At 58.0% G+C, this 26,882-nt stretch carries 32 protein-coding genes and 1 tRNA gene; 12 read left to right on the forward strand and 21 right to left on the reverse strand.

The genetic code is table 11. From position 1 onward, the window contains the following. Positions 1 to 3 precede the first annotated feature (3 nt). From ACP3PW_RS03900 to ACP3PW_RS03910, 3 genes are read left to right on the forward strand one after another with little or no spacing between them, the layout of a single operon-like run. A complete protein-coding gene (locus ACP3PW_RS03900; protein WP_426415356.1) occupies positions 4 to 1,221 on the forward strand; it encodes an amino acid ABC transporter permease in 1,218 nt (405 codons plus the stop codon). A gap of 1 nt (position 1,222) precedes the next feature. Further along, entirely contained in the window at positions 1,223 to 2,302 is a 1,080-nt protein-coding gene (locus ACP3PW_RS03905) for an amino acid ABC transporter permease (protein ID WP_426415357.1), read from the forward strand. 1 nt (position 2,303) lies between these two features. Then, the gene (locus ACP3PW_RS03910) at positions 2,304 to 3,062 is read left to right on the forward strand and encodes an amino acid ABC transporter ATP-binding protein (RefSeq protein WP_426415358.1); all 759 of its coding nucleotides are present in this window, start codon (positions 2,304 to 2,306) and stop codon (positions 3,060 to 3,062) included. 113 nt (positions 3,063 to 3,175) lie between these two features. Here ACP3PW_RS03910 and ACP3PW_RS03915 read toward each other — a convergent pair whose 3' ends face one another. Both ACP3PW_RS03915 and ACP3PW_RS03920 read right to left on the reverse strand, forming a co-directional pair. After that, entirely contained in the window at positions 3,176 to 3,412 is a 237-nt protein-coding gene (locus tag ACP3PW_RS03915) for a hypothetical protein (RefSeq protein ID WP_426415359.1), read from the reverse strand. A 169-nt stretch (positions 3,413 to 3,581) separates the two neighbouring features. After that, positions 3,582 to 4,571: a D-cysteine desulfhydrase gene (locus ACP3PW_RS03920; protein WP_426415360.1), complete on the reverse strand. Its 990-nt coding sequence runs from the start codon at positions 4,569 to 4,571 to the stop codon at positions 3,582 to 3,584. A 200-nt stretch (positions 4,572 to 4,771) separates the two neighbouring features. Between ACP3PW_RS03920 and hspQ the strand changes: the two genes are divergently transcribed. Continuing rightward, on the forward strand, positions 4,772 to 5,089 hold the full coding sequence (gene hspQ / locus ACP3PW_RS03925; RefSeq protein WP_426415361.1) for a heat shock protein HspQ: 318 nt from the start codon (positions 4,772 to 4,774) through the stop codon (positions 5,087 to 5,089). 49 nt (positions 5,090 to 5,138) lie between these two features. Continuing rightward, positions 5,139 to 5,333: a type II toxin-antitoxin system RelB/DinJ family antitoxin gene (locus ACP3PW_RS03930; RefSeq protein WP_426415362.1), complete on the forward strand. Its 195-nt coding sequence runs from the start codon at positions 5,139 to 5,141 to the stop codon at positions 5,331 to 5,333. Positions 5,334 to 5,344: 11 nt separating this feature from the next. Here ACP3PW_RS03930 and ACP3PW_RS03935 read toward each other — a convergent pair whose 3' ends face one another. From ACP3PW_RS03935 to ACP3PW_RS03945, 3 genes are read right to left on the reverse strand one after another with little or no spacing between them, the layout of a single operon-like run. Further along, positions 5,345 to 6,031, reverse strand: a complete 687-nt coding sequence (locus ACP3PW_RS03935) for a hypothetical protein (RefSeq protein ID WP_426415363.1) — start codon at positions 6,029 to 6,031, stop codon at positions 5,345 to 5,347. After that, positions 6,018 to 6,623 carry a DNA-J related domain-containing protein gene (locus ACP3PW_RS03940; protein ID WP_426415364.1) on the reverse strand — a complete coding sequence of 202 codons (606 nt, stop codon included), beginning with the start codon at positions 6,621 to 6,623 and terminating at the stop codon, positions 6,018 to 6,020. Before ACP3PW_RS03940 ends, ACP3PW_RS03935 begins: the two co-directional genes overlap by 14 nt. A gap of 21 nt (positions 6,624 to 6,644) precedes the next feature. Next, positions 6,645 to 7,490, reverse strand: a complete 846-nt coding sequence (locus ACP3PW_RS03945) for a hypothetical protein (RefSeq protein ID WP_426415365.1) — start codon at positions 7,488 to 7,490, stop codon at positions 6,645 to 6,647. 202 nt (positions 7,491 to 7,692) lie between these two features. Here ACP3PW_RS03945 and ACP3PW_RS03950 point away from each other — a divergent pair, with 202 nt between their 5' ends. Continuing rightward, entirely contained in the window at positions 7,693 to 8,064 is a 372-nt protein-coding gene (locus ACP3PW_RS03950) for an acyl-CoA thioesterase (RefSeq protein WP_426415366.1), read from the forward strand. A 59-nt stretch (positions 8,065 to 8,123) separates the two neighbouring features. Here the strand turns inward: ACP3PW_RS03950 and ACP3PW_RS03955 are convergent, their stop codons facing one another. Together ACP3PW_RS03955 and ACP3PW_RS03960 are read right to left on the reverse strand one after the other, a co-directional pair. Then, the gene (locus ACP3PW_RS03955) at positions 8,124 to 8,360 is read right to left on the reverse strand and encodes a hypothetical protein (RefSeq protein ID WP_426415367.1); all 237 of its coding nucleotides are present in this window, start codon (positions 8,358 to 8,360) and stop codon (positions 8,124 to 8,126) included. Between the two features lie 109 nt (positions 8,361 to 8,469). After that, a complete protein-coding gene (locus ACP3PW_RS03960; RefSeq protein WP_426415368.1) occupies positions 8,470 to 9,348 on the reverse strand; it encodes a LysR family transcriptional regulator in 879 nt (292 codons plus the stop codon). A gap of 99 nt (positions 9,349 to 9,447) precedes the next feature. On the opposite strand from ACP3PW_RS03960, the gene ACP3PW_RS03965 reads away from it, so the two are divergent. After that, positions 9,448 to 9,975, forward strand: a complete 528-nt coding sequence (locus ACP3PW_RS03965) for a lactoylglutathione lyase family protein (protein ID WP_426415369.1) — start codon at positions 9,448 to 9,450, stop codon at positions 9,973 to 9,975. 23 nt (positions 9,976 to 9,998) lie between these two features. On the opposite strand, the gene ACP3PW_RS03970 is transcribed toward ACP3PW_RS03965, so the two are convergent. Continuing rightward, positions 9,999 to 10,418: a YajD family HNH nuclease gene (locus ACP3PW_RS03970; RefSeq protein WP_426415370.1), complete on the reverse strand. Its 420-nt coding sequence runs from the start codon at positions 10,416 to 10,418 to the stop codon at positions 9,999 to 10,001. 131 nt (positions 10,419 to 10,549) lie between these two features. On the opposite strand from ACP3PW_RS03970, the gene ACP3PW_RS03975 reads away from it, so the two are divergent. After that, positions 10,550 to 11,266, forward strand: coding sequence for a YebC/PmpR family DNA-binding transcriptional regulator (locus ACP3PW_RS03975; RefSeq protein WP_426415371.1), 717 nt, complete (start codon positions 10,550 to 10,552; stop codon positions 11,264 to 11,266). Between the two features lie 72 nt (positions 11,267 to 11,338). Here the strand turns inward: ACP3PW_RS03975 and ACP3PW_RS03980 are convergent, their stop codons facing one another. Then, entirely contained in the window at positions 11,339 to 11,809 is a 471-nt protein-coding gene (locus ACP3PW_RS03980) for a GFA family protein (RefSeq protein ID WP_426415372.1), read from the reverse strand. A 40-nt stretch (positions 11,810 to 11,849) separates the two neighbouring features. Next, positions 11,850 to 12,581 (reverse strand): sulfite exporter TauE/SafE family protein, encoded by a 732-nt coding sequence (locus ACP3PW_RS03985; RefSeq protein WP_426415373.1) that lies wholly within the window; start codon positions 12,579 to 12,581, stop codon positions 11,850 to 11,852. 122 nt (positions 12,582 to 12,703) lie between these two features. Between ACP3PW_RS03985 and ACP3PW_RS03990 the strand changes: the two genes are divergently transcribed. Next, on the forward strand, positions 12,704 to 13,228 hold the full coding sequence (locus tag ACP3PW_RS03990) for a BLUF domain-containing protein (protein ID WP_426415374.1): 525 nt from the start codon (positions 12,704 to 12,706) through the stop codon (positions 13,226 to 13,228). 203 nt (positions 13,229 to 13,431) lie between these two features. Here ACP3PW_RS03990 and ACP3PW_RS03995 read toward each other — a convergent pair whose 3' ends face one another. The 7 genes from ACP3PW_RS03995 to ACP3PW_RS04025 form a co-directional block, all read right to left on the reverse strand. Continuing rightward, complete coding sequence (locus ACP3PW_RS03995) at positions 13,432 to 13,575, reverse strand: hypothetical protein (RefSeq protein WP_426415375.1); 144 nt, start codon at positions 13,573 to 13,575, stop codon at positions 13,432 to 13,434. Positions 13,576 to 13,659: 84 nt separating this feature from the next. Then, positions 13,660 to 14,799 carry a GNAT family N-acetyltransferase gene (locus ACP3PW_RS04000; RefSeq protein WP_426415376.1) on the reverse strand — a complete coding sequence of 380 codons (1,140 nt, stop codon included), beginning with the start codon at positions 14,797 to 14,799 and terminating at the stop codon, positions 13,660 to 13,662. Between the two features lie 180 nt (positions 14,800 to 14,979). After that, a complete protein-coding gene (locus tag ACP3PW_RS04005) occupies positions 14,980 to 15,285 on the reverse strand; it encodes a hypothetical protein (RefSeq protein ID WP_426415377.1) in 306 nt (101 codons plus the stop codon). A 196-nt stretch (positions 15,286 to 15,481) separates the two neighbouring features. Continuing rightward, the gene (locus ACP3PW_RS04010; RefSeq protein WP_426415378.1) at positions 15,482 to 16,672 is read right to left on the reverse strand and encodes an aromatic amino acid transaminase; all 1,191 of its coding nucleotides are present in this window, start codon (positions 16,670 to 16,672) and stop codon (positions 15,482 to 15,484) included. A 170-nt stretch (positions 16,673 to 16,842) separates the two neighbouring features. Then, positions 16,843 to 17,220 carry a DUF2237 family protein gene (locus ACP3PW_RS04015; protein ID WP_426415379.1) on the reverse strand — a complete coding sequence of 126 codons (378 nt, stop codon included), beginning with the start codon at positions 17,218 to 17,220 and terminating at the stop codon, positions 16,843 to 16,845. A gap of 105 nt (positions 17,221 to 17,325) precedes the next feature. Then, positions 17,326 to 17,712 carry a nuclear transport factor 2 family protein gene (locus ACP3PW_RS04020; RefSeq protein WP_426415380.1) on the reverse strand — a complete coding sequence of 129 codons (387 nt, stop codon included), beginning with the start codon at positions 17,710 to 17,712 and terminating at the stop codon, positions 17,326 to 17,328. Between the two features lie 110 nt (positions 17,713 to 17,822). Next, positions 17,823 to 19,415 (reverse strand): fused MFS/spermidine synthase, encoded by a 1,593-nt coding sequence (locus tag ACP3PW_RS04025; RefSeq protein ID WP_426415381.1) that lies wholly within the window; start codon positions 19,413 to 19,415, stop codon positions 17,823 to 17,825. A 438-nt stretch (positions 19,416 to 19,853) separates the two neighbouring features. Between ACP3PW_RS04025 and ACP3PW_RS04030 the strand changes: the two genes are divergently transcribed. Both ACP3PW_RS04030 and ACP3PW_RS04035 read left to right on the forward strand, forming a co-directional pair. Continuing rightward, complete coding sequence (locus ACP3PW_RS04030) at positions 19,854 to 20,831, forward strand: YbgA family protein (protein ID WP_426415382.1); 978 nt, start codon at positions 19,854 to 19,856, stop codon at positions 20,829 to 20,831. Next, a complete protein-coding gene (locus ACP3PW_RS04035; protein WP_426415383.1) occupies positions 20,828 to 22,216 on the forward strand; it encodes a cryptochrome/photolyase family protein in 1,389 nt (462 codons plus the stop codon). The genes ACP3PW_RS04030 and ACP3PW_RS04035 overlap by 4 nt, the downstream gene beginning before the upstream one ends. 213 nt (positions 22,217 to 22,429) lie before the next feature. On the opposite strand, the gene ACP3PW_RS04040 is transcribed toward ACP3PW_RS04035, so the two are convergent. Continuing rightward, on the reverse strand, positions 22,430 to 23,023 hold the full coding sequence (locus ACP3PW_RS04040; RefSeq protein WP_426415384.1) for an arylesterase: 594 nt from the start codon (positions 23,021 to 23,023) through the stop codon (positions 22,430 to 22,432). Between the two features lie 99 nt (positions 23,024 to 23,122). Further along, positions 23,123 to 23,198: transfer RNA gene (locus ACP3PW_RS04045), tRNA-Thr, on the reverse strand. A gap of 337 nt (positions 23,199 to 23,535) precedes the next feature. Between ACP3PW_RS04045 and serA the strand changes: the two genes are divergently transcribed. After that, positions 23,536 to 24,765 (forward strand): phosphoglycerate dehydrogenase, encoded by a 1,230-nt coding sequence (gene serA, locus ACP3PW_RS04050; RefSeq protein ID WP_426415385.1) that lies wholly within the window; start codon positions 23,536 to 23,538, stop codon positions 24,763 to 24,765. A gap of 65 nt (positions 24,766 to 24,830) precedes the next feature. Here the strand turns inward: serA and ACP3PW_RS04055 are convergent, their stop codons facing one another. Together ACP3PW_RS04055 and ACP3PW_RS04060 are read right to left on the reverse strand one after the other, a co-directional pair. After that, on the reverse strand, positions 24,831 to 25,736 hold the full coding sequence (locus ACP3PW_RS04055) for a chemotaxis protein (protein ID WP_426415386.1): 906 nt from the start codon (positions 25,734 to 25,736) through the stop codon (positions 24,831 to 24,833). Further along, positions 25,726 to 26,790 carry an alpha/beta hydrolase gene (locus ACP3PW_RS04060; protein WP_426415387.1) on the reverse strand — a complete coding sequence of 355 codons (1,065 nt, stop codon included), beginning with the start codon at positions 26,788 to 26,790 and terminating at the stop codon, positions 25,726 to 25,728. Before ACP3PW_RS04060 ends, ACP3PW_RS04055 begins: the two co-directional genes overlap by 11 nt. Positions 26,791 to 26,882 lie beyond the last annotated feature (92 nt).

The following is a 26,882-nucleotide window of genomic DNA, read 5'->3' on the forward strand; positions in this document are numbered from 1 at the left end:
TTCATGCCAAAATCAAATACCCCCATATCCCATAGCACAGCCAACGGCGCCGGATCTCAAAGACCCTGGTACCTGCAGCTGTTCTACGAAGAAAAAACCCGGGCTATTATCTACCAGATCCTGGTAACCGGCGCCCTGATTCTGCTGGGTTGGTACCTGGTCTCCAATACGCTCGACAACCTGGCGCGGCAAAACATCGCCACCGGCTACGGATTTCTCTCACTGGAAGCCTCCTTTGGCATCAGCGAAAGTATGATCGCCTACAGCCCTGCCGACACCTATGGCAAGGCGCTTATGGTGGGTATCCTCAACACCATTAAGGTGTCGATAGTCGGTATCCTGCTGGCAACCCTGATCGGAACCCTGGTCGGCATTGCCCGCTTGTCTCCAAACTGGCTACTGCGCAAGTTTTCCGGTGCCTACGTCAACGCTTTTCGAAATGTGCCGGTTCTACTGCAACTGTTCTTCTGGTACGCATTGATCAACACCGGCCTGCCCAAGCCCCGACAAGCGCTCAATCCCTTTGGTGATCTCTTCATCACCAATCGGGGTATCTACACCGCCATACCGGAATATCACGTCGCCTACTGGTGGATGGCGGCGGCTGCACTGGCCGGCGTGATCGGTTGGTGGGCCCTGCGCCGCTGGGCGATCCGTCGCCAGCAGGCAACCGGACAACCCTTCCACCACGCCATCGCAGGCCTTGCCCTCACCCTGGCTCTGATCCTGCTCGCCTATTTCGCCGCAGGCGCCCCGACAACAATGGACGCACCCTCGCTGCAGGGCTTTAACTTCAAAGGCGGCTGGAACATCTCCACCGAGTTCACCGCTCTGCTGCTGGGTTTGACCATCTACACCTCAACCTATATCGCCGAGATTGTGCGCAGCGGTATCGAATCGGTGCCCAAGGGGCAATGGGAGGCATCCAACGCCCTCGGCCTCAAGCCCGGTCATATCCTGCGCGAGATTATTCTGCCGCAGGCGCTGCGGGTGATTATTCCGCCGCTCACCAACCAGTTCCTCAACCTCACCAAGAACAGTTCGCTGGCCGTTGCCGTGGGGTATCCCGACCTGGTATCGATCTCCAACACCACCATGAACCAGACCGGCCAGGCCATCGAGGCGATCGCTATCTTTATGACGATCTACCTCAGCCTCAGCCTTGGAATCTCGTTGTTTATGAACTGGTACAACAAGCGCATGGCCCTGGTGGAACGATGACATGAAAAATTCCGGACAAATCCAACTCGGTTGGACCAGCCAAAGCCAGCGCTGGTTAAAACAAAACCTGTTCAGTACCCCACTGAATACGATCATTACCCTGATCTGCGTCTACATACTCTATAAAGGCGGTGGCGCCCTGCTCAGCTGGGCACTTATTGAAGCCACCTGGATCCCCGACCCTAAAGCCTGTAAGGCGGGCGCCGGAGCTTGCTGGGGTTTTATTGCCGAGAAGCACCGATACATCCTGTTCGGCACCTACCCCTACGACGAACAGTGGCGCCCCTTGGTGGCAATGCTCGCGTTTGTCTCCCTGATCTGCGCAAGCCTGCATAAAAGCTTCTGGAAGATCTGGCTGCTACCGCTGTGGATCGTCACCCTGATCGGCCTCGGCATTATCATGTGGGGCGGCGTGTTTGGTCTCAGCTACGTTGAAAACAGCCTCTGGGGTGGCCTGCCCCTGACCCTGTTGTTGGCGGTAATCGGTACTATCTGTGCGTTCCCGCTGGGCATTTTCCTCGCCCTCGGCCGCCGCTCCCATATGCCCATGATCCGTGTAATCTGTGTCGGTTTTATCGAACTCGTGCGCGGTGTACCGCTTATCAGCGTGCTGTTTATGGCGTCGGTGATGTTCCCGCTGTTTCTGCCCGAAGGGGTCACCATCGACAAGCTACTGCGGGCGCAGGTGGGGATCATTCTCTTCACCGCCGCCTATCTGGCCGAGGTGTTCCGTGGCGGCTTGCAGGCGATCCCAAGCGGCCAGTACGAAGCCGCCGAAGGACTGGCACTGAGCTACTGGCAGTCGATGCGCAAGATCATCCTGCCACAGGCACTACGGCTGGTGATTCCACCCACGGTGAACAGCTTTATCTCCATGTTCAAGGATACCTCGCTGGTCATCATCATCGGTCTGTTTGACCTGCTGGCGACGACCAAAGGCGCAATCAAGGATCCGCAGTGGCGCGCATTCTACGTCGAAGGCTATGTCTTCACCGCCGCGCTATTTTTCATCTTCTGTTACTCCATGGCTCGCTACAGCGAGTATCTGGAGAAAGATCTCAAGAAAGGCTATTCGCACTAGTATGACTACCCCAACCGAACAAAATGACATCGTCATCGAAATCAAAAAAGCCAACAAATGGTACGGCGACTTTCATGTGCTCAAGGATATTGACCTTGATGTGAAGCGCGGCGAAAAGATTGTTATCTGCGGCCCCTCCGGCTCCGGAAAATCTACGCTCATTCGCTGCCTTAACCGGCTTGAGGTGTACCAGCGCGGGCAGATCATCGTCGACGGTATTCACCTCAACGAAGATATCAAGAACATCGAGTCGGTGCGGCGTGAAGTCGGCATGGTGTTCCAGCACTTCAACCTGTTTCCCCACCTGACGGTGCTTGAAAACCTGACACTGGCGCCGCAGCTGGTACGCAAAATACCCCTGGCCGAAGCCGAAGCAACGGCGATGCAGTACCTGGAGCGGGTTAAAATTCCTGAGCAGGCCGACAAGTACCCCGGGCAGTTATCGGGCGGCCAACAACAGCGTGTCGCGATCGCCCGCTCACTGTGCATGGCGCCCAAAATCATGCTCTTCGATGAGCCCACCTCGGCGCTGGACCCCGAAATGATCAAGGAGGTCCTCGACGTTATGGTCGAACTGGCAGGCGAAGGCATGACCATGCTCTGCGTTACCCACGAGATGGGCTTCGCCAAGACCGTAGCCGACCGTGTTATCTTTATGGATGGCGGCGAAATCATCGAGCAAAACGAGCCACACTCGTTTTTCGACAACCCACAGCACGAGCGCACGCAACTGTTCCTAAGCCAGATACTGGGGCATTAATGGATCCGTGCCGTGGTGGTTTTGAAACGCCCTTCGGGGCGTTTTTGTGGCCGATGGCGCGCGCGAGATTGCACGGTCTGTAACCTGCACCGGTTCCCGCTAACAGCAGGTGATCAGGCCCAGCTATCCTCCATGATCTCATCCAACTCGGACTGCGCCTGCACCGGATCAGACAGGTCCTTTACCTCGATCATTTCGCACCCGTCCCTGATCATCTGGCCTACGGACACGGGGTAGTGCTTGCAGTCATCGGGGCGATCGTAATAGATATCGCAGGTGTACAATGGCCGTCCGGGCGCTTTTCGGAGCCAGGGACAGCGCTCAAGCTGCTCCCCCGTATCAGGGTCCATCCAGATCTTTCCAGCGCTCACGTAACGGCTAATAGCCGGCCGGAACCTCCCAAAACTCTATCTCACGAGCGGTAGCCGATAAGCCACCATCGCTGTATTGGGTGCAGCACTTACCGCATTGATTGCACTCTTTCATGGCCTGTCTCCCGCACCCACCACAGCCCGGCAATCAGGCAAAGGATTCCGTATAGGCGAACAGTCCCGCCGCGCCGCCGGTATGAATAAAGAGCACCTTGCTACCCGGGGCTATAAGCCCTCGGCGGCAGTGGCCGATCAACCCCGCCATCGCTTTGCCGGTGTAGACCGGGTCCAGCAAAATGGCATCCTTGCTCGCCGCCAGTCGTATCGCCTCCAGGGTATCCTCAGAGGGGATACCATAACCGGCACCGACATAATCACCGTTGGCTTGCACGCGGCAAGAGCGCGCTCTCAGGGGTATGCCGATGCGCTTGAGGGTCCGCCCCAACAGCCCATCCACCAACGCCTCCTGCTCTGCACCGCTGCGGCTGACACAAAAGCCTTGCAGGGGCGTCTCGTCACCGCCGCTGAGCTGGCCTGCCAGCAAGCCCGCCTGAGTGCCGCCACTGCCCGTGGCGACGACCCAGTGGTCAAGCGCCAGTCCCTGCTCCCGAGCCTGGTCGATGATCTCTTCGGCGCAACGCATATAGCCCAGGGAGCCGATCTCGTTGGATCCGCCCACCGGGATCAGGTAGGGCCTTGAACCTTGAGCCTGGAGCCGTTGGACCCGCTCTTCGGCGGCTTGATGCAGGTCCAGTCCCGCCTCAATACGGTGGATATGGGCACCACAGAGCTGATCGAGCAACAGATTCCCGTTGCGGTAGTAATCCTGCTTGGGAGTACCCGGCACATCCTCCAGCACCAGCTCGCAGGCGAGCCCAAAGCGCGCCGCCGCCGCTGCGGTCTGGCGCGCGTGGTTGGACTGAATCCCCCCCACCGTCACCAGGGTATCGGCGCCCGCCTCCAGTGCCGCGGCAATCAGGTACTCCAGCTTGCGAGCCTTATTGCCACCGAGGGCAAGACCGGTACAATCGTCGCGCTTTACGTACAGCTCGATGCCCAACTCGGCGCCCAGATTGGGCATCGCTTCCAGCGGCGTCGGGCTGTGGCAAAGGGAAACGCGGGGTAGGGCAATAGGCATATAAACTCCGTCAATAGCAGGGCAGTACGCTCACAGGGGGCGAATAAAATCGGCCCCTAGTGTTTCAAGCACCCCGAAAAAGATCAACAACCTATTCCCCTGCCGCAGGCCTTTATCGAAGCGGGCAGGGTTGTGGGAACCAAAGCTCAACATTGCGTTCTATACTTCCTAGGCAGCCAAACCTGACCGAGGGTGCCTCTATGTCCATGAACCTCGCCCATTATGATCTGGGCCAGATTATTCGCCACCGCCGTTACGAGTACCGGGGGGTAATCTTCGGGGTTGATCCCTGCTTCTCCCTGGATGAGCAGTGGTACGAATCCATGGCCGTTACCCGCCCTCCCAGGGATTGTCCCTGGTATCACGTATTGGTGGACGGCACCGACCGCACCACCTATGTGGCCGAGCGTAACCTGGCTCCCTGCGAGGATCACCAACAGATCCGTCATCCCAAGCTGGGTGAGTGTTTTAACCGTTTTGACGGAGACCGCTATTACATCCGCGCAACCACCCAATAGGGGCCGTTGTTCTCACAACCTGCTAGTTACCCGAGAGGATTAGTTCCCAATGAGCACCATCAAGACCGAGATTGTTCGCGCCCGCATCGAGCCCGATATCAAAGCCGAAGCGGAGCAGGTATTGCAGCAGATCGGTATGAGCATGGCAGATGCCATTCGCCTTTTTGTTACCCAGATTGCCCGCCGGCAGGAGTTCCCCGTCGAGCTGCGTGTGACCTCGCGAACGCAGCCGGAACAGGAGTAGATCCGTATCGCTTAGCCACCTCCCTCCAACTGCGCGGGGGGGACGCGAAAATAGTCCACCCCCGCAACTCCGTGCTGTTCGATGCGCAGCGTCCTGCGGTTGACCCGCGTGACCACTCCGCTCACCAGATCCCCCCGAAAACGAAACCGGACCCGCTCTCCCCGTCGCACGCTGCAGGGGGTGGCTTGGGCTGTGTCTATCGCGGGGGCGGCTGAAAAATCCAGCATAAGCCCTTCACTGTGCGCGCCATCGCGCAGCGCCTGCAACACCCGCGAGGCGCAGCCACTGCGGTGGATGCGATCCAGTATGCGATAGAAACCGGCGTTGTGGATGGAGCCGCGCCGGTACCAACCGTTGAGCGACTGCACCAGATGGGCAAACTCGTGACAGCAGGTGTGGGCCAGTAGCTCGGCGTATCCCGGCTCGCCGTCAAAATAACCCCGTGCACGAATCTCCCGTGCGGTCATCCACAGCTCGGCCTGACGCGGGCAGCGCTTACTGGCCACCATCTTGTGCCCGTAGGTGATGCGGTGCCGTGCCCCCTGCTGGCTGTGGTGGGTGGCCCGTCCGCTGCCCACCCGGCAGTGCAGCTCGATGCGGTGCCCCCTGGCATTCAACCAGGGCTGGATCTCCCGCCATAGCACCTGCTCGGTCACCCTCACCAGCAGAGCGGCAATGCGATGCTCAGGCGATGGCATGGCGCAGCACCTCGTAGGCTTCGCGGATCTCGACGAAACGACCCGCATCGCCGCCTCGATCGGGATGATGGCGCGCAGCCAGGCGTCGATAGGCCCGGATAAGCTCGGCGGAGGTCACCGAGGCATCCAGCTGCAACACCTTGAGGGCATCCTGCCGGCGATCGAGCCCCTGGTAGCGTTGCCAGAAACTGGCCAACAAACGTGCCACCGAATCGGCATCGGCCTGCTCGAAGTTGTCCCAATCCAGATAATACTCTCTCACCTTCTGTTCGGCTGCCAGGTAGGGCAGATCGCTGGCCGATGGTCCGGCTTGCGAGCAGGGTTCGAGCACAATCGCCAGCACCGAAATTCGCAGCCAGAGCGACTCCTCCAGCAACAGCTGCTGTAACTGGTAGAGCGCATTCATCAGCAGAAAGTGCTTACGGAACAGCTGCAGGTTGCCATCCATCTCAGGGCCAAGCAGCCCCTCGAAATCCCGCTCCAGCGCGACCATTAAACGGTGTTCGCTGATCGGCTCGGAGTGCAGGCGCAGCTGTTCCAACACTGCAATTCGCAGCGGGTTGTCCAGACCATCAATAGAATCGCTATTCACCCGTTCCAATCCCCTGAGGAGCTAAAGCAACACACCCTGCCTGAGCAGAGCCCTGGGCAGCATCTCGTCGAGACTATCGAGATCTTCGGGTGCCACCTCCACCAGCGGCAGTTCATGCTCTCGATACAGCGCCTGACGCGCCAGCTTGCGTTTGAGATAGGCGGCGGTCTTGTCGAAGCCCCAGTATTCAATGTAGAGCTGGCCGGCGGGCAGGTAGAAATCCGCCAGGCTATCGCCATCAAACGGCAGCGGATGCCCGGTGCTGTGCACAACACCATTGAGATAGAGCCAGTTATCGATCAACAGCTCCTCCTTCGATTGCAGCCGGTGACCATCCAGCGCCAGCCACTGACCATCGACCGAGTGCGCCTCCCCCTCTCCCAACAGCTGCTGTGCGCGGCGCTGCAGCACGGCATTGTCGGTAAGGTTCTCCGGCCAGCTGGCGTAGGGGATGCCGGTTTTCTCGCTCTCGCGCTGCTGGCCGCCCAATGCCAACCCTGCGGCGGTCAGCTGCCAACCCTTTCGATAAGTGCGAATCCAGCCCAGCTCCGCCAACAGCAGGTTGCACAAGCGCGCACCGATGCCCAATTTGCCACCGAGTTGGGTAGCCGTCAGGGGAGCGGCCGGCAATCGTGCGAACAGCGCGTGCTCGACCAGCGCCTGCGGCCAAACGATATATTCGCCATATTTTTCGCTCTGAGTGTAACGCCCCCCCTCGAACTGCCCCTTGGGAGTGAGCCGCCACTTGTCGCCCTGTTTTTCGATCCAGCCGCTGTCGGCCAGCAGAATAAACAGCTCGCGCGGCTCCTTGCTGACCGACTTGGCCAGGGCGGTGGTGGAAAGAGGCTTGTCCGATTTTTTACTCACGTTTCGATTCGCTGTGGATGGGCGGAACCACAGTGTGCCATCTGCGTCCCCAAGCCTCAAACCGGAGCGCGGTGCCACGTGAGTGCACCAAGGCAGGGCGAGATGCCGACAAGATCACCCCCAGAACACCGCTTTCCACTGGCACGCTCCCTGCACTGTTACTGATACCCCCCACCGCTATCTGATCTCCTGGGAGCAACGAATGAAATACTTCAGTCGACGCGTCATAAAGCCCGGCGACCTTAATCCGGCCCACCGCCTGTTTGGCGGCACCCTTTTGTCCTGGATCGACGAAGAGGCGGCTATTTTTGCCGGCTGCCAGATGAAAAGCCAACACCTGGTCACAAAATATATCTCCGAGATCAACTTCGTCAGCTCCGCCCAAAACGGTGACGTGGTGGAGTTCGGGCTTGAGGTGGCCGATGCGGGCACCACCTCCCTCACGGTTAAATGCGTGGTCCGCAACAAGGCCACCCAGGCGGAGATCATTCAGGTCGATCGCATCGTTTTTGTCTGCATCGACGAAAGCGGACGTCCCGCGCCCCATCAGTATTCGGTCGCTAACGCCGCCTAGATTTTTATCTCGGGAGGTCCAGAGTTCGTTGCAGTCCTCGCCCGGTAAGGGCAAGAGATTCAGCCACCTGCACTGCCCAGCAGGTAACCTGCCGTAAAGCTAATGGTAATTGCTCCGGCTACCAGAGCCAGCAGCACCCCACCGATCCCCATGGATCGGCCCCGGGTGTGGGTTGAACGAAGCGCCCGATACCACCCTGCTATCGCGTCCGCCCTGAGCATCAGCAGCCCACAAAAAGAGAATATCGTCGCCATGCCGCCAACCAGCATAACCATAGAGAGTGTTGCGTAGCTCATACGGAATCTCTTGTCGTTAAACACCGCTTTAGCATAAGGCACCCATGGGGTGAGACAAGCGCCGATCAGGCCCGGGGCCTAAGGTAGGCCTGCCTGAGTCTCGCGCCCCTTATGCCTGGCTCCATTGGCCGGCCAGCACCTCGGTAATCAACTGGTATCTGGCGGGCAAGAGGCGGTGTTTTTTGGTAATGCTGTACACCGTTTCCTTAACGGGCACCGCCAATTCAACGCTACGAATCCGCGCGGGGTGGGGAAAAGCGTCCAGCGACGATTGCGGGATCACGGTAAAGCCCAACCCCATAGATACCGGTAGCAGGATCTGTCCTATCTGGTTGATATAACCCGACTGGGGTATCTGCTCCATGGTCACAAACCGCGAGGCATAGTTTAGCTCGAGCAGGTCGCTCGCATAGTGGTGTCCATCGGGGTGGTTGATGAACCCGAGCCCTACCAGCGCCTCCCACCCGGATTCAGCCTCGGCCGGCACCACCAGACACAGGGGGTCCTCCCACAACCGCTGTTGCAGCAATATTGAATCGTTCAGGGGCTGCGTCACCAGCCCCATCTGCGAGCGATTGGTTTTGACACGCTCGACGATCGCAGCGTTAGGCGCCGCTTCCAGGGCGATACTAAGGGCCGGGTAGTGCCGTTGTAGTTCAAGCAGGCGCGGATAGAGCTGCATCGCCATCGAGCCGGAGCAGGCCAGACGACACTCCCCGGCATTGAGCTCATCGCCGGCGATCTGATTAACCAGCTCGGCTTCCGCCTCGACCTGGTCGAGGCCAAAACGATAGAGGCGCTCCCCCACCGTGGTCAGCTCGAAGGTTTTCCCGTAACGGAACAGCAGCGGCTTCCCCAGTTGAGCTTCCAGCTTCTTGATGTGCTGGCTTACCCCGGGTTGGGTCATATGCAACTGCTCGGCGGTACGGGTGAAGTGGTTGGTTTTCACCAGACTGATAAAGGTTCGGAGATACAGGTGATTTATCATAACTAAATATTATCATTTTGATGACTAATGATAATTTCATATTAACACAGTCGATCTCTACACTACCCGCTATCAATCACCCACACCGGAAGCAGCGCAATGACCCAGACAACCCAACAAGCCGTAGCTCACCCCTACCCACGCACCTTCTCCCATATCGGCATCTCCGTACCCGACCTTGAGGCAGCGGTTAAGTTTTATACCGAAGTGCTTGGCTGGTACCTGATTATGAAGCCCACCAAAATTGTTGAAGACGACAGCGCCATTGGCGAGATGTGTACCGATGTGTTCGGCGCCGGGTGGGAACATTTCCATATCGCACACCTGTCTACAGGAGACCGCATCGGTGTCGAGCTGTTTCAGTTTAAGAACCAGCAAAACCCCGAGGACAACTTTGAGTATTGGAAAACCGGAGTGTTCCACTTCTGCGTGCAGGACCCCGATGTAGAAGGGCTGGCGGAAAAGATCGTTGCCGCTGGCGGTAAGAAGCGCATGGCCAAGCCCCGTTACTACTACCCCGGAGAAAAGCCCTACCGCATGATCTACATGGAAGACCCCTTTGGTAACATCCTTGAGATCTACAGCCACAGCTACGAGCTGCATTACGCTTCCGGCGCTTACCAATAGTAAAGAAGCCGGTAGCCTATTACCTACTTCCCCTTTTCCAGCATATCGGCAAGACCGGCAAAGGGGGAGTGGGTGGCGACCCCTGCGGTAGAGTGACTCTCGGCGCTGCCGTTGGCGGAATCAACGTAGCGCGAATGCTCATTATCGTGACAATAGACACAGAGCAGCTCCCAGTTGCTGCCATCGCCGGGGTTGTTGTCGTGGTTATGGTCACGGTGGTGCACGGTCAATTCACGCAGGTTAGTGCGATTAAACTCCCGCGCGCAACGCCCACACACCCAGGGGTAGAGCTTCAATGCCTTTGCTCTATAACCGGCCTCCCGGGCATCCCGGTCCTGCCGTGCCTGCGCGACGATTTGCTGCGAACTCGGCCCCGGACCCCGGTTTTCAGTCGCGGCCGGGGCCGTTTTAATACGGGCACTTCGACGTAACTTTCCGCTCATCGATACCTCCTGTTAGTGCGGTCTCACCATTGGGACCAGCGGGACATGGACGAATATACCGCCACTAACGGTTTTTAATCGCCAGCCTTCGCGCTAAAATCGACCCTTTTACAATCAAATGAGACTGTTCCATGGGCAGAGCCTACCAGAACCGCAAAGAATCGATGGCCAAAACGTCGGACGCCAAGGCCAAAGTGTATAGCAAATATGGCCGCGAAATTTACGTATGTGCAAAAGCCGGCGGTATCGACCCCGACGGCAACCTTTCGCTGCGGGGTATGATTGAGCGCGCGAAAAAGGATCAGGTGCCCAGTCACGTCATTGAAAAAGCGATCGAAAAAGCCAAGGGCGGTGGCGGCGAAGACTTTTCCACCGCACGTTACGAAGGTTTCGGCCCGGGTGGTTGCATGGTGATTGTCGACTGTCTTACCGACAACCCCAATCGAACCTTCGGCGATGTACGCCAGTGCTTTACCAAAACCAAGTGCAAGATCGGCACCCAGGGCAGCGTCAGCCATATGTTCGACCACAGCGCCATCCTGGTGTTCAAAGGTGGCGATGAGGACAGCGCACTCGAGGCGCTGATGAACGCCGACGTCGATGTTACCGACATCGAAAGTGACGCCGACGCCATCACCGTTTTCGCCCCCCACACCGACTACTTCAAAGCCAAGCAAGCGCTGCTCGACACCTTCGGCGAGATCGACTTCGACGTGGACGAGATCCAGTTTGTGCCCCAGAATACCGCTCCGGTTGCAGGGGATGATCTGCCCCAGTTTGAGCGCTTCCTGGATATGCTCAACGACCTCGACGATGTGCAGAACGTATACCACAACGCGGATTTGTAGGCTGTTATCTGCAAGATCGGCGAACTAAGGTGGGGCTCGCCGCTGCTGCGGCGGCCTCGCGGGCCGCTCGCCTCAGCGGGTTAAGCCGTGACGCTCATGCCATTGAGCCAGACTCTCATCGGGGTACTGTTGGAACCGCTTATCCTCCCCATGGGACTCCACCGCCACCCAGCCACATTTGCTGGCCAACATCAGGTGGGTGGTCTGGGGCGGCTCGGGTAGCTCGCTGTCGATGGCCGATGCGAACGGGTGCAGCAGGTCGGGCCAACGCTCATCGTAGACCCAGAGCGCGCTCCCACAGTGACGGCAAAAATGACGTTCGGCCGGGCTCGGCTCACCATCGATCAGGGCATGATAGACCGCGATATGCTGCTTCCCCTGCACCTGCAACGAGGCGTACTCCCCTCCAAGATTGATCGCATAGCCACCACCGCCTGCAGTTTTCCTGCACACCGAGCAGTAGCAGCGGTTAAAAGGGTATGGGTGGGCTGACTCCAGCTCAAAGGCGACAGCGCCACAGTGGCAGGATCCATTTAATCGCATAGTAACTCCTTTTAAACAGGGCACACGGGAACCGCGCACATCAAATAATGATATACACCCCCAGCACAAACAGGGCGATAAAAAACAGAATACGGAAGCGTTCTGCCGACAATCGGCGCCGAATTGCCTGACCCAGCATCATCCCCGCAATCGCCGGCGGCAGCCCCAGTGCGGACAACAACCCCAGCTCTGCGCTTAAGAGGTTTTGGCTCTCCAGGGCAAAGGCGAGCGCCAACGTGGAGAGGCTAAACAGCATGCCCATTGACTGAATCAGGATATCCCGAGACAACCCGATCGCTTGCAGGTATATCACGCCGGGAACGACGCAGGAGCCGGTCATGCCCATCAACACACCATTAACCAGCCCCAGCACCGCCCCCAGCCAACGCTCCCGAGCCGAGGCGATCGATATTTTGACCCCGGCCAGATTGATCAGCGCATAGAGCGCCAGCAATACGCCCAGTAGCGATGACAGGGTGCTGTGATCGATGCGCGTCAAAGCCTGGGCGCCGAGCCAGACGCTCAGGGTCGCCAACGACAGGAACGGCCACAAGCGCCCCACAATCTCACGCCCGTGGCCACCCACCATCCCCTGCCACAGATTGGTCACCAGGGTCGGCACGATCAGCAATGCCATGGCGCTGGGCAGATCTATTGCCACCGCCAGTATCGCCAAGCTCACCGAAGGCAAGCCCAGGCCAATCACCCCCTTAACGGTGCCGGCCAGAAGGAACGTGACGAGGATTAACATCAGGATTGAGGGCTCAGTCATAGCCCAAGCCTACCCGCTTGCCCTCCCCGGTGCACCGAAAAAATCACCAGGGCTAGCCGGTGATCCGTTATCGCACTCTGTGCGTAACCTCCCCATAAACAACGCGCTTAAGGAGGTCGACTATGCACCCATTGACTCGCTTGATCTATGCTAGCAAGGCGTCATTTAAACGCCATCGTCGTGATACGGGTATCGATCTGGAGGTGGGCAGGATACTGGGGCAGTCCCGGCGCAATAACCCACGGCTGGAGATCGGCGGTGTGCTCTACTACGGCGACGGGCATTTTTTTCAGGTGCTGGAGGGACCCCGTGAAGCCGTGCAGGATCTCTACCGCCAGATTATCGAGGACCCCCGCCACACCAGCTCCACCATTCTCTCCAGCGAACACATTGAGCAGCGCCTCTTTGATGATTGGTCGATGAAGTATATCCCTGCCGAGCGCGCTATCCGATCGCAGCTGGCCGCCGCAGGTCACCCACAGTTCGATCCTTTCGCCTTTGACCACGCCATGATCCAGCACATGGTTCACCTGCTCCACGAAGGCCTCAACGCCAACCCCGAGTCTGGCCTGGCCTCTTTGGTCCGGGGCGGGTGGAAACGGTTGTGGTTACGGTTGCGCCTCGGCGGCGGAGATGCAGCTCGGTGAGCCTCCATAGGGCGCGGTTCACCCGCCTTCATCCACTGCGTGGGTGAGTAGCTGCGGTTAATAGTTCGTGATTGATGCGCGTAAGTGCCTGGGTGCCGAGCCCAACGCTGAGCATCGCCAGCGCCTGATTGCACGCAACCCGGACGACAGCTACACACCAGATCAGTCCCTACTCCGATCCGGTGATCGACCGTGCTCCCGGCTTACTCAATGACACGCAGCAGCTCGGTGTGAAACTCACCAGGCTTTAGACGAATACGGTAGTAGACACGGCGCCACCAGCTATCCTGTTGTTGGCGATGAGACCGGTCGGGCAGTGCATTGGGCTGGGTCAGTTGGGCTGGCATGGCAAACCTCCGGCGGCTGGAATCTTTCTACCCTGAGAGTAGCCCGCACAGATGACCTTCTGATGAAGCTTTGATGACAACGGCTCAGGGTTCGCCGGCGTAGGGCAGCAGCTCACGAGCCGCCGCCATCTCCCGCTCGAGATAGCGCGCCTCCTGCCCCAGAAAATGCTTAATCGCTTCACGAAACTGCGGTTCACGAATCCAGTGACTCGACCAGGTAACAACCGGCTCGAAGCCACGCTTGATCTTGTGCTGCCCCTGGGCACCGGCGTCGAAACACTCAAGTCCCTGCTCTATACAGTACTCGATACCCTGGTAGTAACAGGTTTCAAAGTGCAGGAAATCAAACTCCTGCAAGCACCCCCAATAGCGACCGTAAAGGTGCCGACTATCACGCAGGTTTAACGCTGCGGCAACGATGCGGCCCTGTTGACGCGCTACCACCAGCATTAACTGCGACGGCAGCTCCCTGCCCAGCTGCTCGAAAAAGGAAAGAGGCAGATAGCCCCGATGACCGCTGCGCTTGAGATAGGTCAGCTGGTAAAAGCGGTGAAACTCTACCCATAGAGCCGGGTCAATCTGGTGACCATCCAACCGCTGCAGCTCAATACCCTGCTCCGTGACTCCCCGCCGCTCCTTGCGAATAGTCTTACGATGACGGGAGCGCAGGGCCGCCAAAAAGTCATCAAAGTCGGAATAACCACGATTAAACCAGTGAAACTGGATGCCCTGTCGCGACAGCAAGGGAGCCGGCAGGCGGCGATGTAAGCTCTCATCGGCAAACAGCAGGTGCCAGGAGGAGCAGGCATCTTCACCCTCCTCTCGCCCAATTAGGTCACACAGTAAGCTGGCCATCTGCAGCGGGTTTTCACCATCGACTGCACACAGCCGTGGCCCCGTTGAGGGGGTGAAGGGGATCGCCGCCAGCAGCTTGGGATAATAGTTGATACCGTGGCGATGAAAGGCCTCGGCCCAGCTAAAATCAAACACGTATTCGCCATAGCTATGCCATTTGCGATAGCCGGGGAGAATCCCTACCAACTTATCATGACGGTAAAAGAGCCCGTGTTGCGGTTGCCAGCCGGTGTCGCGGCAGACCGCACCACTAGTCTCCAGCGCCAGCAAAAAAGCATGCTGCATAAACGGGTTATCGTTGTTAAGTACCCCGTTCCACTGTTGGGCGCTAATCTGCTCGATGGCGGACAGCCAACGTACTTCCAGCATGGGAACTCCTGCGAGCGATAGGTCTCTCTCTATGGGTCACGGCGTCTAACGCTGCAGATACCGCCACAGCCGGCACCGAACCCTGGGCACAGAGATCCGCCCCCTAAGCCCTGCCGACGACCGCATAGCAGGGCGCTACCTCACCGCGCCCGCAGGCCAAAGCCACCGGCGGCGTCAATATCAGGAACCGGTACTGGTCATGGTGCACTCCCACCCCCAGTTGCGCTGGCGCTCAACAAACTCTTCTGCATTGCGCTCGCAGTATCCCTGCTCGCTGTCGGCATGCCACAGCGTCTGCACTTCGCCATCTTTCTGGTACACAACATCACAGGGCACCGGGCTATCTGCGGCCGTGTAAACCACACTGATAATTCGCTCCATCCCGGCTTGGGTGCAGACATAAGTTTCATCAGCCATTGCCGGGGCCACGGGCAACATTATTGCAGCGCCCGCCAGGGCCAACTTCGATAAAAAAGGGTTTTTCATTTTTGGTGCTCCAAGTCCTTGAGTATGACCGGGAGTGCACTCCCGGTGGCCTCTGAGCTTAGCACAGGAGGGAAAATGAACCGAGAATTCTGTCCCGGAACGAACGCCGCGGGCTGGGCTAGAGGCCACCAAGAGCGCTGGATGCAAGCGGAGAAAAGGTCATCGGGGCGCGACTGGAGCACCCCGATGGGCCGGGTTAAAGCACCCGGGCGAGGGAGTCGACCAGATAGTCAATATTGCTGTTGTTGATGCCGGCGATATTGATACGGCTCGAGTCCACAAAGTAGATCGAATTTTCCGACCTCATCTGGCGCACCTGCTCGGGAGTTACGCCCAGAAACGAGAACATTCCCTTCTCGCGGGTGATAAAACTGAAGTCACGCTCGATTCCGCGAGCAACAATTTTATCGACCAACAGTTGGCGCAGCCCGTTGATGCGATTACGCATCAGGGTCAACTCACTGTGCCACTGCGCGGTCAGCTCTTCGCTGCTAAGGATGATCTCTACCAACGCCGCCCCATGGGCCGGGGGCATCGAGTAGTTCGCACGGACCACACTGCAGAGCTGGCTGTGGGTTGCATCACGAGCGATCGAGCTTGCCGAGATCGCGATTACCGCTCCGGTTCGCTCACGATAGAGACCGAAGTTTTTGGAGCACGATGCCGTGATCAGCAGCTCTGGCACCGCCGCCGCCAGAATACGCAAGCCAGCGGCGTCTTCATCCAGACCATCGCCCAGGCCCTGATAGGCGATATCCACCAACGGCAGGAATCCGCGCGCTTTCGCCACTGCCGCGACCTGCTCCCACTGCTGCAGGTTCAGGTCAGCGCCACAGGGGTTGTGGCAGCAGCCGTGCAACAGCACGACATCACCGGCACCCACCTGCTCCAGGGTAGCGATCATCGCCTCGAACTGGATGCTCGATGTCTCGCGATCGTAGTAGGGGTACTCCTTGATCTGCAGCCCGGTATCCCCCATCAGGGGAATATGGTTGGCCCAGGTCGGGTTACTCACCCATACAGTAGCGCCCGAATTGCAGCGCTTAACCAGCTCCGCTGCCGCGCGCAGGGCACCGCAACCACCTGGGGTCTGCAGTGTATTGGTGCGGCCCTCGACGATAGCCGGGTGATCGGCACCCAACAGTAGAGCCTCCATCACCTTACCAAAACCGGGTGCACCGGCCGGGCCGATGTAGGCCTTGGTGGTTTCCGTATTGATGTGGTGTAACTGGGCTTTTTTTACCGCGTCCAGTACAGGCGTGTTTCCCGCTTCATCTTTGTAGATGCCGACCCCGAGGTCGATCTTGAGCGGATTGGGGTCATTCCGATAGACGGCCATAAGCCCCAAAATCGGATCATCTGGTAATTGTACGAGGGTTTCTAACATGGTGGTCCCGGTTCAGGAGGTGGTGCGCGAAGGCGCCGTTTTATGCCACTGGCGTCATCTTGGATAGTAACGAGTTTAGCGCTGTCACGCTAACACTTCTTGGCCAAAACAACGGCTTTCCAGCGCGGATTCTGAACCCGGTCACGCCGGGGCGGAAACCGCCCGACAAACTAGTTCAGGTCGGCGGCATATCGTCGCAGTAACTCTCCGGGAACGATCTCCAGCGCCTTTTGGTGGGTGCGGGTCAGGTGCACGCGCGGAGCGCTGTCGGCCTGCTGGGCTTCAAGCCAGCGCGCGGCGCACAGGCACCATCGGTCACCCTGCTTGAGACCGGGAAAGCCGAACTCTGGAATGGGCGTGCTGAGGTCATTGCCCCGTGCCTTGGAAAAAGCCAGAAAAGCATCGGACACCTCGATACACACCGTATGGGAGCCCACGTCTTCGGCGCAGGTATTACAGCATCCATCACGAAAAAAACCGGTTTTCGGGCGCTCACTGCAGGGCAAAAGCGCTTCACCGTATACGTTCAGGGAATCATCCATTTGCATTGCTTACTCCTCAGGGCGAATCCGCTTTACGCTAAACGGATAGGGTCTCCATCCTAGCCCCCGCTCCAGTCGCTGGCAACGCAGCGCCCCCAGGGGCTGGCCAGATTATTTCTTGGGCAGCAGCTGCCCCATCATTTGGTGCACCAGATTTACCGCTTTTAAGGGCCGCAACATCACCTTGAAATCGATGATCTGTCCCGCTTCGTTGCAACGAATCATATCGACTCCATTGATATGGATACCGTTGATCTCGGTTTCGAACTCGAGCATGGCATCCTGGCCGCTAGCGACCTCCCGCAGATAGCGAAAGCTGGGGTTGGCGAGGACCTGCATCGCCGCCATGAGGTACATACTGGTAATCGCTTTCCCATGTTGAGGGCTGTGTACGACCGGTGAGTGGAAAACCACATCGTCGGCTAACAACGACTGCAACCCTGCCGGGTTTTTGCTTTCCAATAGCTGATGCCACCGCTCAAGTGTTTGCTCAATCATAGAACTGCTCCGCGTATAGTGTTTTTGGTTTTGTTATCACGCCCGCTGGCGAGGGCACAGTCTATCTCGTCGGCAACCAACTGTCCCCATCCAACCAGCCCGCGACAGCATTAACCGGAGTAGATCAGGATCTCCCAGGGAGTAGAATTGATGATGATCTCGCGCACACCTTCGCGGGTATCAGAATCAAAAAAATCCATGGGGTTGTAATCGTCGGTTAAGACGATGGCGCGGGCATCTGCGGGAAATTCAAACCGGCGCCCCAGATTCGCCTGCACCTGCTCCCGAGCCATGGGATGTACCGGGAACTGGCGTATTCGAGTCAGGTCAAGGGTACGGGGAGCGCCGTTGTAGGCCAACACGGCCAGATTACCAAAGCTGCTCTGTGCGCTGGGGGCGAAGGTGGGATAGAGCTCCACCTGGTCAAACACCTGGCGCAGGGTTTTTATGACCGATGCGCTCATGTAGGTATCATTGTGGAGCTCTGCCGCCAGGTTAACGGCCAGCGTGCCTTGTCCATTTATGCGCTTGGCGATCAACTCCAGGGCCTCAACGCTGAGCAGGTGGGAGGGCGTCGTGTCACCGGTAAACACATCCATAACCACCAGATCGTACTGCTTCCGGCTTTGGGCAAGGAAATAGCGAGCGTCCTGCACATACCACTCGCCGACGGGGTCAGCCCCAAAATAGTCGCGGGCCATCTGGTACACCACCGGATCAATATCCACTACGTCGGTCACCACCCCCTGCTGCTCGTACCATCGAGGTATGATGCCGGCTCCCATGCCGATCATCAGGGCGTTGTTCATCTGTGGATTCATCGCCCATGGCAGAAATTCGAGAAAGTAGGAGTACTCGTAGATCGACTGGTGGTTGCTGGCATCCACTCCCCCTTGCACCAGACCGTCGATCAGGAGTTCACGGATTCGTTTGGGGCCAAAGCTGTAGTCGACCACCTTGACGCTGCCGTAATGACTGTCAACGCTGGCGATCAGCTGCGCCCGGGTGCCGTTATCCATAGTGACATTCGGCAACTCACGGTGGGGTTGCAGCCACAGCAATATTGGCAACAGCGCCAGGGGCAATAGCCAGCGATACTCCCGCACAGCCAGCAGATAACCCGCACCCAGCAATACCAATAACAGGCCAACCGCTTGAAATATCTGGTCGACGCCCATCCAGGCGATCAGGACGAAACCGGTGAGGGCGGTGCCGATAACCGAGCCCAGGGTAGAGATGGCGTAGAGACTTCCAACCGTGCGACCCAGGCTGTTCATCTCGCGCGCAGCTATACGCACCAGAAAAGGGGAGACAAAACCCAATAAAAAAAGCGAGGGCCCAAACAGTAACGTGGTGCTGACAAAGGAGCCGAGCCGCAGGCCCATCGGCACACAGAGTTTAAGTACCGGGGCTTTAAGAATAGGGATCAACAGTACCGCGATACCCGCCAGGAGGATAATCGCGAACAGATAACGGGCTTCACCGTAGCGATCCGAAAGCCGTCCTCCGACCGCGTAGCCCAACGCCAGCGAGATCATGGTTACCGCAATTAATGAGGTCCAGATAAACAGACTGACCCCAAAGAAAGGACCGATAACCCTGGACCCCAATACCTCCACCACCATGATCAGGGCACCACAGAGAATGGCTGTAAAAAACAAAAAACCTATAAACCAGCGAGGATGTTGGTCAGTCGGTGTCATCACGGTTTAAATTCCTGATTCGAAGGCAACGGGGGAGAAATTATCGCACAGCGACACCGATTATTCGCCCATTCTGGCAGGGGTTCTCACGGCCTTGCGCCAGATTTGCCAACCGGCACGCGAATTGTTGCTGATGCCCGCAGGCCTCTGCAGGCCGATGAAGTTGCGATGCTGAACCACATTAAACACCACACCCCATGAGACAACTTCACCTTGCAACCGCGCCTCGCAACAAAGAACGGCCTCGGCGCGACCCTCCCCGATTTCTCTGCGCGACGGTGATCCAATAATCGACGGCCAACGTATAACTCTCCGACAGCAAAATATAGCTCCCGGGGGATACTATAACCATGGCCTTTACGACTAACTCCACCCTGTTCACGGATGCGCGGTGGTCGGCGGTGTGTTTACCCAATAAATCCTGTAGAGGATAGACCGATGAACGACCTTCAGCCGACAACCCTTTCACAAGCCTCCATCAAGGTTGGCATCAGCGCTTGCCTGCTGGGCCATGAGGTTCGCTATAACGGAGGGCACAGCCAATCCCGCCTCTGTCTCGACAGCCTCAGTCACTACTTCAGCTTTACCCCCTTCTGCCCCGAGATGGCAGCAGGACTGGGAACACCGCGACCGGTGCTGCGACTGACCGGTGATCCGACCTCCCCGAGGCTGATCTACACGGACCGGCCCGAGCAGGATCTCACGGAGCAACTGCAACAGGGGTTTGCCGATCAACTCCACCAAGGGGATCAGCTCGACGGCTATGTGCTGATGAAAAACTCCCCCAGCTGCGGCCTCGAAAGAGTCAAAGTCTATCAACCCAACGGCCACCCCCACATCGATCGGGGCCGAGGACTGTTTGCGGCCGCACTGAAGGAGCGCTTCCCGCTGCTTCCCGTCGAGGAGGAGGGACGCCTTAATGATGCTCACCTGCGGGAAAATTTTGTCCTGCGGGTCTATGCCCACCACAACTTTCGGTTCGAGGTGTTAGCGAACCCCAGTTACCACCGATTGTTGCAGTTTCACAGCAGTTACAAGTATGTACTGATGGCCCACAGCCAAAAGGCCTATAAAACTCTCGGCCGCTTGCTGGGCGAAGCCCACAAAAACCCGTTGGACGAAGTCATTCAACTCTATTTCCCGCAATTGATGGCAGCCCTGTCTGCTCCGGCACGGCGCAAGGGCCATACCAATGTGCTGATGCACCTGCTCGGCTATCTCAAACGCAGCGTTCCTGGGGAGGCTCGTCAGCACATGGTCGAGATTATTCATCGCTATCGTGAAGGTAAAATACCCCTGATTACCCCGCTGACGTTGCTCCGTCACTACATCGACCGCGAAGGCAACGACTACCTTCGGGCCCAGCGCTATCTGCAGCCCTACCCCGAAGACCTGGGGCTTAGCAATCAACTATGAATCTGGTATGGCTGCGCAACGACCTCCGCCTCGACGATAATCCAGCCCTCTACCATGCCTGCCAGCAGGGCCAGCCGGTGGCCGTCCTCTACTGCATAACTCCAACCCAGTGGCGGCTGCACCATGAGTCCCCCATCAAGCTGGGTTTTCGGCAAGATGCCCTCAACCAGCTGGGACAGGCTCTGGCGCAACGAGGTATCCCGTTGGAGGTTATCCAGGCTGCCCGTTTTGACGACCTCCCCGGATGCATTGTCGACCACTGCATACAACGAGGTATCCGCAAGCTCTGGTTTAACGAAGAGATCCCCGTTGATGAGCGACACCGGGATCAGCAGGTGGTCGAGGCACTGTCCGACGCCGGTGTACGCTACGAGATGCAGGTAAGTGACCAGATCCTACCGCAGCCGGTTTTCAATCAGCAGGGCGCCTATTTTAAGGTGTTTACCCCCTGGTACCGAGCCTGGCTCAAGCAGTTACCGGAGATAGGCGACTGCACCCTGCCGGAGCCCGAAGCGATAGCGCCCCCCCTGCCAGCACCCGCTGCCATTGCGCTGCCAGGAAGCGAGCCCTACCGCCGTGACTTGTGGCCCGCCGACGAACAGCACGCACTGTCCCGGCTTACCCACTTCGTGCAAGAGCGGCGTGCCCGCTATAGCGAATGTCGTGACATCCCCTCGATCAACGGGACCAGCGGCCTATCACCCTATCTAGCCAATGGGCTTTTAAGCCCCCGCCGCTGCCTACAGGTGATTCGGCAACTGGCCACGATGGATGGCTGGGAATGGCGTGACGACCCCTGGCTACGGGAGCTGGGGTGGCGAGAATTTTACCGCTACCTGATGATCGGTTTCCCTCGCCTGAGCCGTAATCAACCCTTTAAGCTGCAAACCCGCGCGCTGCAATGGGAGCGGAACGAGGAGGGGGTGGTGGCCTGGCAACAGGGTCGTACCGGATTTCCCCTGGTGGATGCGGGCATGCGCCAGTTACGACAGACCGGCTGGATGCATAACCGGCTGCGTATGCTGACCGCCAGTTTTCTTTGCAAGCTGCTACTGGTGGATTGGCGCATCGGTGAAGCCTTCTTTATGGAGCAGTTACTGGACGGGGACTTTGCCTCCAACAACGGCGGCTGGCAGTGGAGCGCGTCGACGGGTTGCGACGCCTCGCCCTGGTTTCGTATCTTCAACCCAACCCGGCAGTCGGAGCGGTTCGACCCCGAGGGCCAGTTTATCCGCACACTGATCCCCGAACTTGCCACCGTCGAAAATCGCCTGATTCATAATCCCCCGCCGGCGCTGCGCGAGCAGCTCGGCTACCCCCAGCCCGTCATCGACTACCGACAGGCGCGGGAGCGGGTACTGGAGCGCTTTCGGGTATTGACATGAGAGCGAAAAAAACGCCCCTCGGGGAGGGGCGCCGATAAAGAATCCACAGGACTACGCCTTGCGGTGCAACCCAGGAAAACAGGTCGAGAGATCGAGTCCTGACCGCACTCTTGCCCTTTATTGCTGCTCATTTAGCTGACGCCTCAGTAGCAAACAGGACGCTCTAATGGCGATCTATCCACGACCATAACCCGTCCGGCCTGCGGATTTCGACTAAAGTGCGCCCGCCTCCTGCAAACGCTGCTGAATACCCTGCGCCAAGCGGCGATAGCCCTCCGCGTTGAGGTGGATAGGGTCGGATTTCAGCGACGGGGTGCGTAGCAGGTCAGCGAGCAGCTCACCTTCAAATAGCAGGCCGTACTGCTCGGCTAGCTCCTCGTAGAGGGGGGCGCTATCGGAAAAGAGACTTTTTTGCGGCACCCCCACCAGCAGCACCTGGATATTACGTCCCTGCGCAGCCTCGATCATAGCCGCCAGATTCCCGCGAATCTCTGCCCCAGGACGACTGCGGAGAATATCGTTGCCGCCCTCAAGCAGAATCAGCAGCCGGGGCTGCACCTCGTCGAGCAATGCCGGCAAGCGCTCGCGCCCCTGAGGCGTCTGTTCGCCGGAGATTCCACCATTGACCACCGTGCGTCCACTGAGCCGCTGCAACTGGGCGGGATAGGACAGGCTTTCACCACCCGCCCCCACCCCGGCCGTCAGGCTATCACCAAATGCTAACAAAACCTCATCGGGGGCCAAGCGTTCGATAGCCCCATCGCCACACCCGGCCAACAGCAGCAGCGACAGCATTAGATAACGCACCGGCAGTCCCTCTTTACAGCCAACAAATACGGTTAAATTTCGCTCTGCCACCCTCGCCGATGATGACAAAGAGGGGGCCGAAACAAACAAGCAGGAAGGTGGTGCCGGTAAGAGGAGTCGAACCTCCGACCTGCGCATTACGAATGCGTTGCTCTACCAACTGAGCTATACCGGCACTGCGCCAGAGTGTAGCAAAGGGCTGACGGTGAGTTCCAGCCTTGGTGCCATCCCCCCGAGGCCTGAATTTGCCATGCCCTTCCATGCGCTTCTCGGCCTCTGCACCGCCCTCATAAATGCCTGAATATAATTCAACCAATCCGGGGAAGAAATCCAGATTTGCTGTGGTATGATAGGCGCCCCTCGCCCGGGGGAGCCCGCAAACCGGTGACTTCCAAGAGTCACCCATGCACCCCGGAACAGGTATTTCAGTATCCGTTTTCTATACCATTTGCAGTCAATAAGCTCCGGATTGGCGACCTACTCCCACCGGAATGAACGAGGATCGAGCCACAATGGCCACTACGTCTCTAGAAAAAAGCAAGATCAAATTCCTGCTACTCGAGGGGGTGCACCAAAGCGCCGTTGATAATCTCAAGGCAGCCGGTTACTCCAACATCGATTACCTCACGACCTCTCTACCCGATGACGAGCTCAAGGCTCGCATCGCCGATGCCCATTTTATCGGCATCCGCTCACGCACCCAGCTCACCGAAGAGATTTTCGATGCTGCAAAGAAACTGGTTGCCGTCGGCTGCTTCTGCATCGGGACCAACCAGGTTGACCTCAACGCGGCCCGCGAGCGCGGCATCGCTGTTTTTAACGCCCCCTATTCAAACACCCGCTCGGTCGCTGAACTGGTGCTCGCCCAGGCCATCTTGCTGCTACGAGGCGTACCCGAGAAGAGCGCTCTGGCCCATCAGGGTGTGTGGCGCAAGAGCGCAACAAACTCTTACGAGGTTCGCGGCAAGCGCCTGGGCATCGTCGGCTACGGCAGTATCGGCAGCCAGCTTAGCGTGCTCGCTGAGGGCTTGGGCATGGAGGTCTGCTTCTACGACGTCATTACCAAGTTACCACTGGGTAATGCCACCCAGATCAACAGCCTCAAAGAGCTGTTAGCTACCTCCGACATCGTGACGCTTCATGTGCCCGAAACCCAGGCCACCCAAAATATGATCGGTGCCGAGCAGATCACCGCGATGAAACAAAACGGAATCCTGATCAACGCATCCCGGGGCACCGTAGTCGACATCGACGCCCTGGCCGCTGCACTGTCCGAGAAGAAACTATTGGGCGCGGCGATTGACGTATTCCCGGTAGAGCCCCGCTCTAACAATGAGGAGTTCATCTCCCCGCTGCGCGGCTTGCACAACGTTATCCTGACCCCCCACGTCGGCGGCAGCACCATGGAGGCGCAGGCCAACATCGGTGTTGAGGTAGCAGAGAAACTGGCCAAATACAGCGACAACGGAACCTCCACCTCCTCGGTTAACTTCCCCGAGGTGGCGCTGCCCACCCACGCAGGCCAGCACCGTATTCTCCATATTCATCGCAACGTGCCGGGCGTCATGACCTCAATCAACAGTGTATTTTCCGACCACAACATCAATATTTGCAGTCAATACCTGCAAACCAACGACAAGGTTGGCTACGTCGTGATCGATGTTGAAGCGGATCAGAGCCAGATCGCCCAGGAAAAGCTACAAAAGGTCGACGGCACTATCCGCTGTCGCGTGCTCTACTGATCGCTACCGCGTAATAAAAAAGCCGGCTTCGATGCCGGCTTTTTTCTGACACCCCACTAACGGCGTCAGGAGACGCTCAAACCTTCGATCACCGCTTCGGTCAACTCATCGGTAACAAACTTTGTCAGCGAGGCATTTGCACCGCTGCGGGTTGCGTTCCGGGCGCTAATCTCCCCTGCCAATGAGGTGTGCAGCAAAACATAACTGGACGACAACTCCTCATCTTTCCTGATCTCTTTGGTAAGCGTATAGCCATCCATTTCCGGCATCTCAATATCGGAAATAATCATATCGACATGCTTGCCCTCGCTATGGCTAAGATCGCGCAGCTTCTCCAGCGCTTCTTTACCATCCCGGGCCAAATAATAGGGAACACCAATGGTTTCCAGGGTGCGTGCGATCTGCTTGCGCGCCATGGCGGAGTCATCCACCACCAGAATGCATTTTTTCTGCAACGCTTTCAGGTGCGCTTCATCCAACTGGCGCACATAACCACCGGCGATATCTTCCGGTGGCGTGACTTCGTTTAACACACGCTCGACGTCGATGATCTCCACCAGCTCATCGTCGATCTTCGTTACCCCGGTGATGTAGCTACTGTTTCCGCTGCCTGCGGGCGGGGGTAATATATCTGTCCAGTCAAAGCTGGCAATGCGATCTACCTTTCGCACCAAAAAACCCTGAATGGAACGATTGAATTCGGTGATCACAATCGAGGCGGTCTCTGCCTCCAGATCCTTTATCGACGCCTTCCCGACCGCCACTGACAGATCAATCACCGTCAGGGGCTGGCCCCGCAGTTTGGCGATACCGATAACCGCTGGATGGGAACAGGGGATCTGATTCAACGGCTCGTAGGGGATAATTTCACAAATTTTAAGCACGTTGATGCCGAACGGCTGTCGTCCTTTAAGCTGGAACAGTAACAACTCCTGCCGACTCCCCTCTGAACCGGTGCGATCACTCTGCATCAAACGACTCCACTGTCTCTATTTCGTCTTCTTGAACCCTAGTATACCCCTTGGTATCGGCACCAACACCCCCATCATTAATCAGGTTCTGCGACAGCCAGTGCAAGTAATACTCGCGCAAGGATACCGACTCATTCGCCAAATGGTGCCCCGCTTGAGGCAAATAGAGTACCTTTGCGGCAGGAAACAGTCGGGTGTACACCGGTATATTGAAACGCCAGTCGACGGTCTGATCAGCCTCCCCCTGCACAATCAGTGACGCACATTGCGATGGCGAGGCCGCCAGCATTCGAGGGATCCAACGCCCCAGGGCAGCCACCCAGGCCAAGGGCAGAATCCGTGGCTGCAAGGGGTCCCGGTAGCGGACAAAGTCCAAAAATGCTTCGTCACTACTGTTGCGCGAATAGCTACGCGGTATCTCCCGGATCAAGGGGTTCAACAAGCAATGGGCGATCCGTGCCAGCGGCCACCGATGGGGCCTGAGCAGGGGAGCCAGCATCACCAACTGATCGAAGGGCGAGTGTGCCTTAGCTTTCGAGGTCGCATCAGCACTGAGCACAAAATCTGCCAGTATGCCGGCCCCGGTACTCTGCCCCATGGCGACCCAAGGCCTGGGCAGGCCGTCACGAGCGGCGTTGGAAACCAGCTCGCCCAACAGTTGCCGATAGTGGCAGAACTCCTTAATCGAGGCGCGCTCTCCCTCAGACAGACCATGTCCCGGCAGGTCGATGGCGACCACCTCGAAACCCTGCCCCAACAGGAAACGGATCAGGTGGCCGTAGAGACCGACGTGATCGTAATAGCCGTGCAGCAAGAAACAGCTGCCACGAGCCTGGAGTGGACGAAAACGGTACAGGGCAATACGCTGCCCCTGGTGCTCAAAATACCCGACCGACTGCCTGACCTGCTGCGGCGACAATAGCACCCCGTAACGATCGAGGCCCCGGCGCTCGACGTCGCTGAGCTCCGACAGCTGCCCCAGCCCTAAGGGTCGGAGCTGCTCACCCATCTGCTGCAACAGTTGGCACCAATCCTGGTTAGCAGAAGCTGACATTGAGCAAGATTTCCTTTCACGAAGATACCGTTAAGCTACCCCAGAGAAAGTGCCAGTAAAAGAGGTGCAGGCGCTTTTACTGTCGGGAGGGG

Origin of the sequence: Aestuariirhabdus sp. LZHN29, from assembly GCF_049985285.1 — a bacterium.
GTDB lineage: Bacteria > Pseudomonadota > Gammaproteobacteria > Pseudomonadales > Aestuariirhabdaceae > Aestuariirhabdus.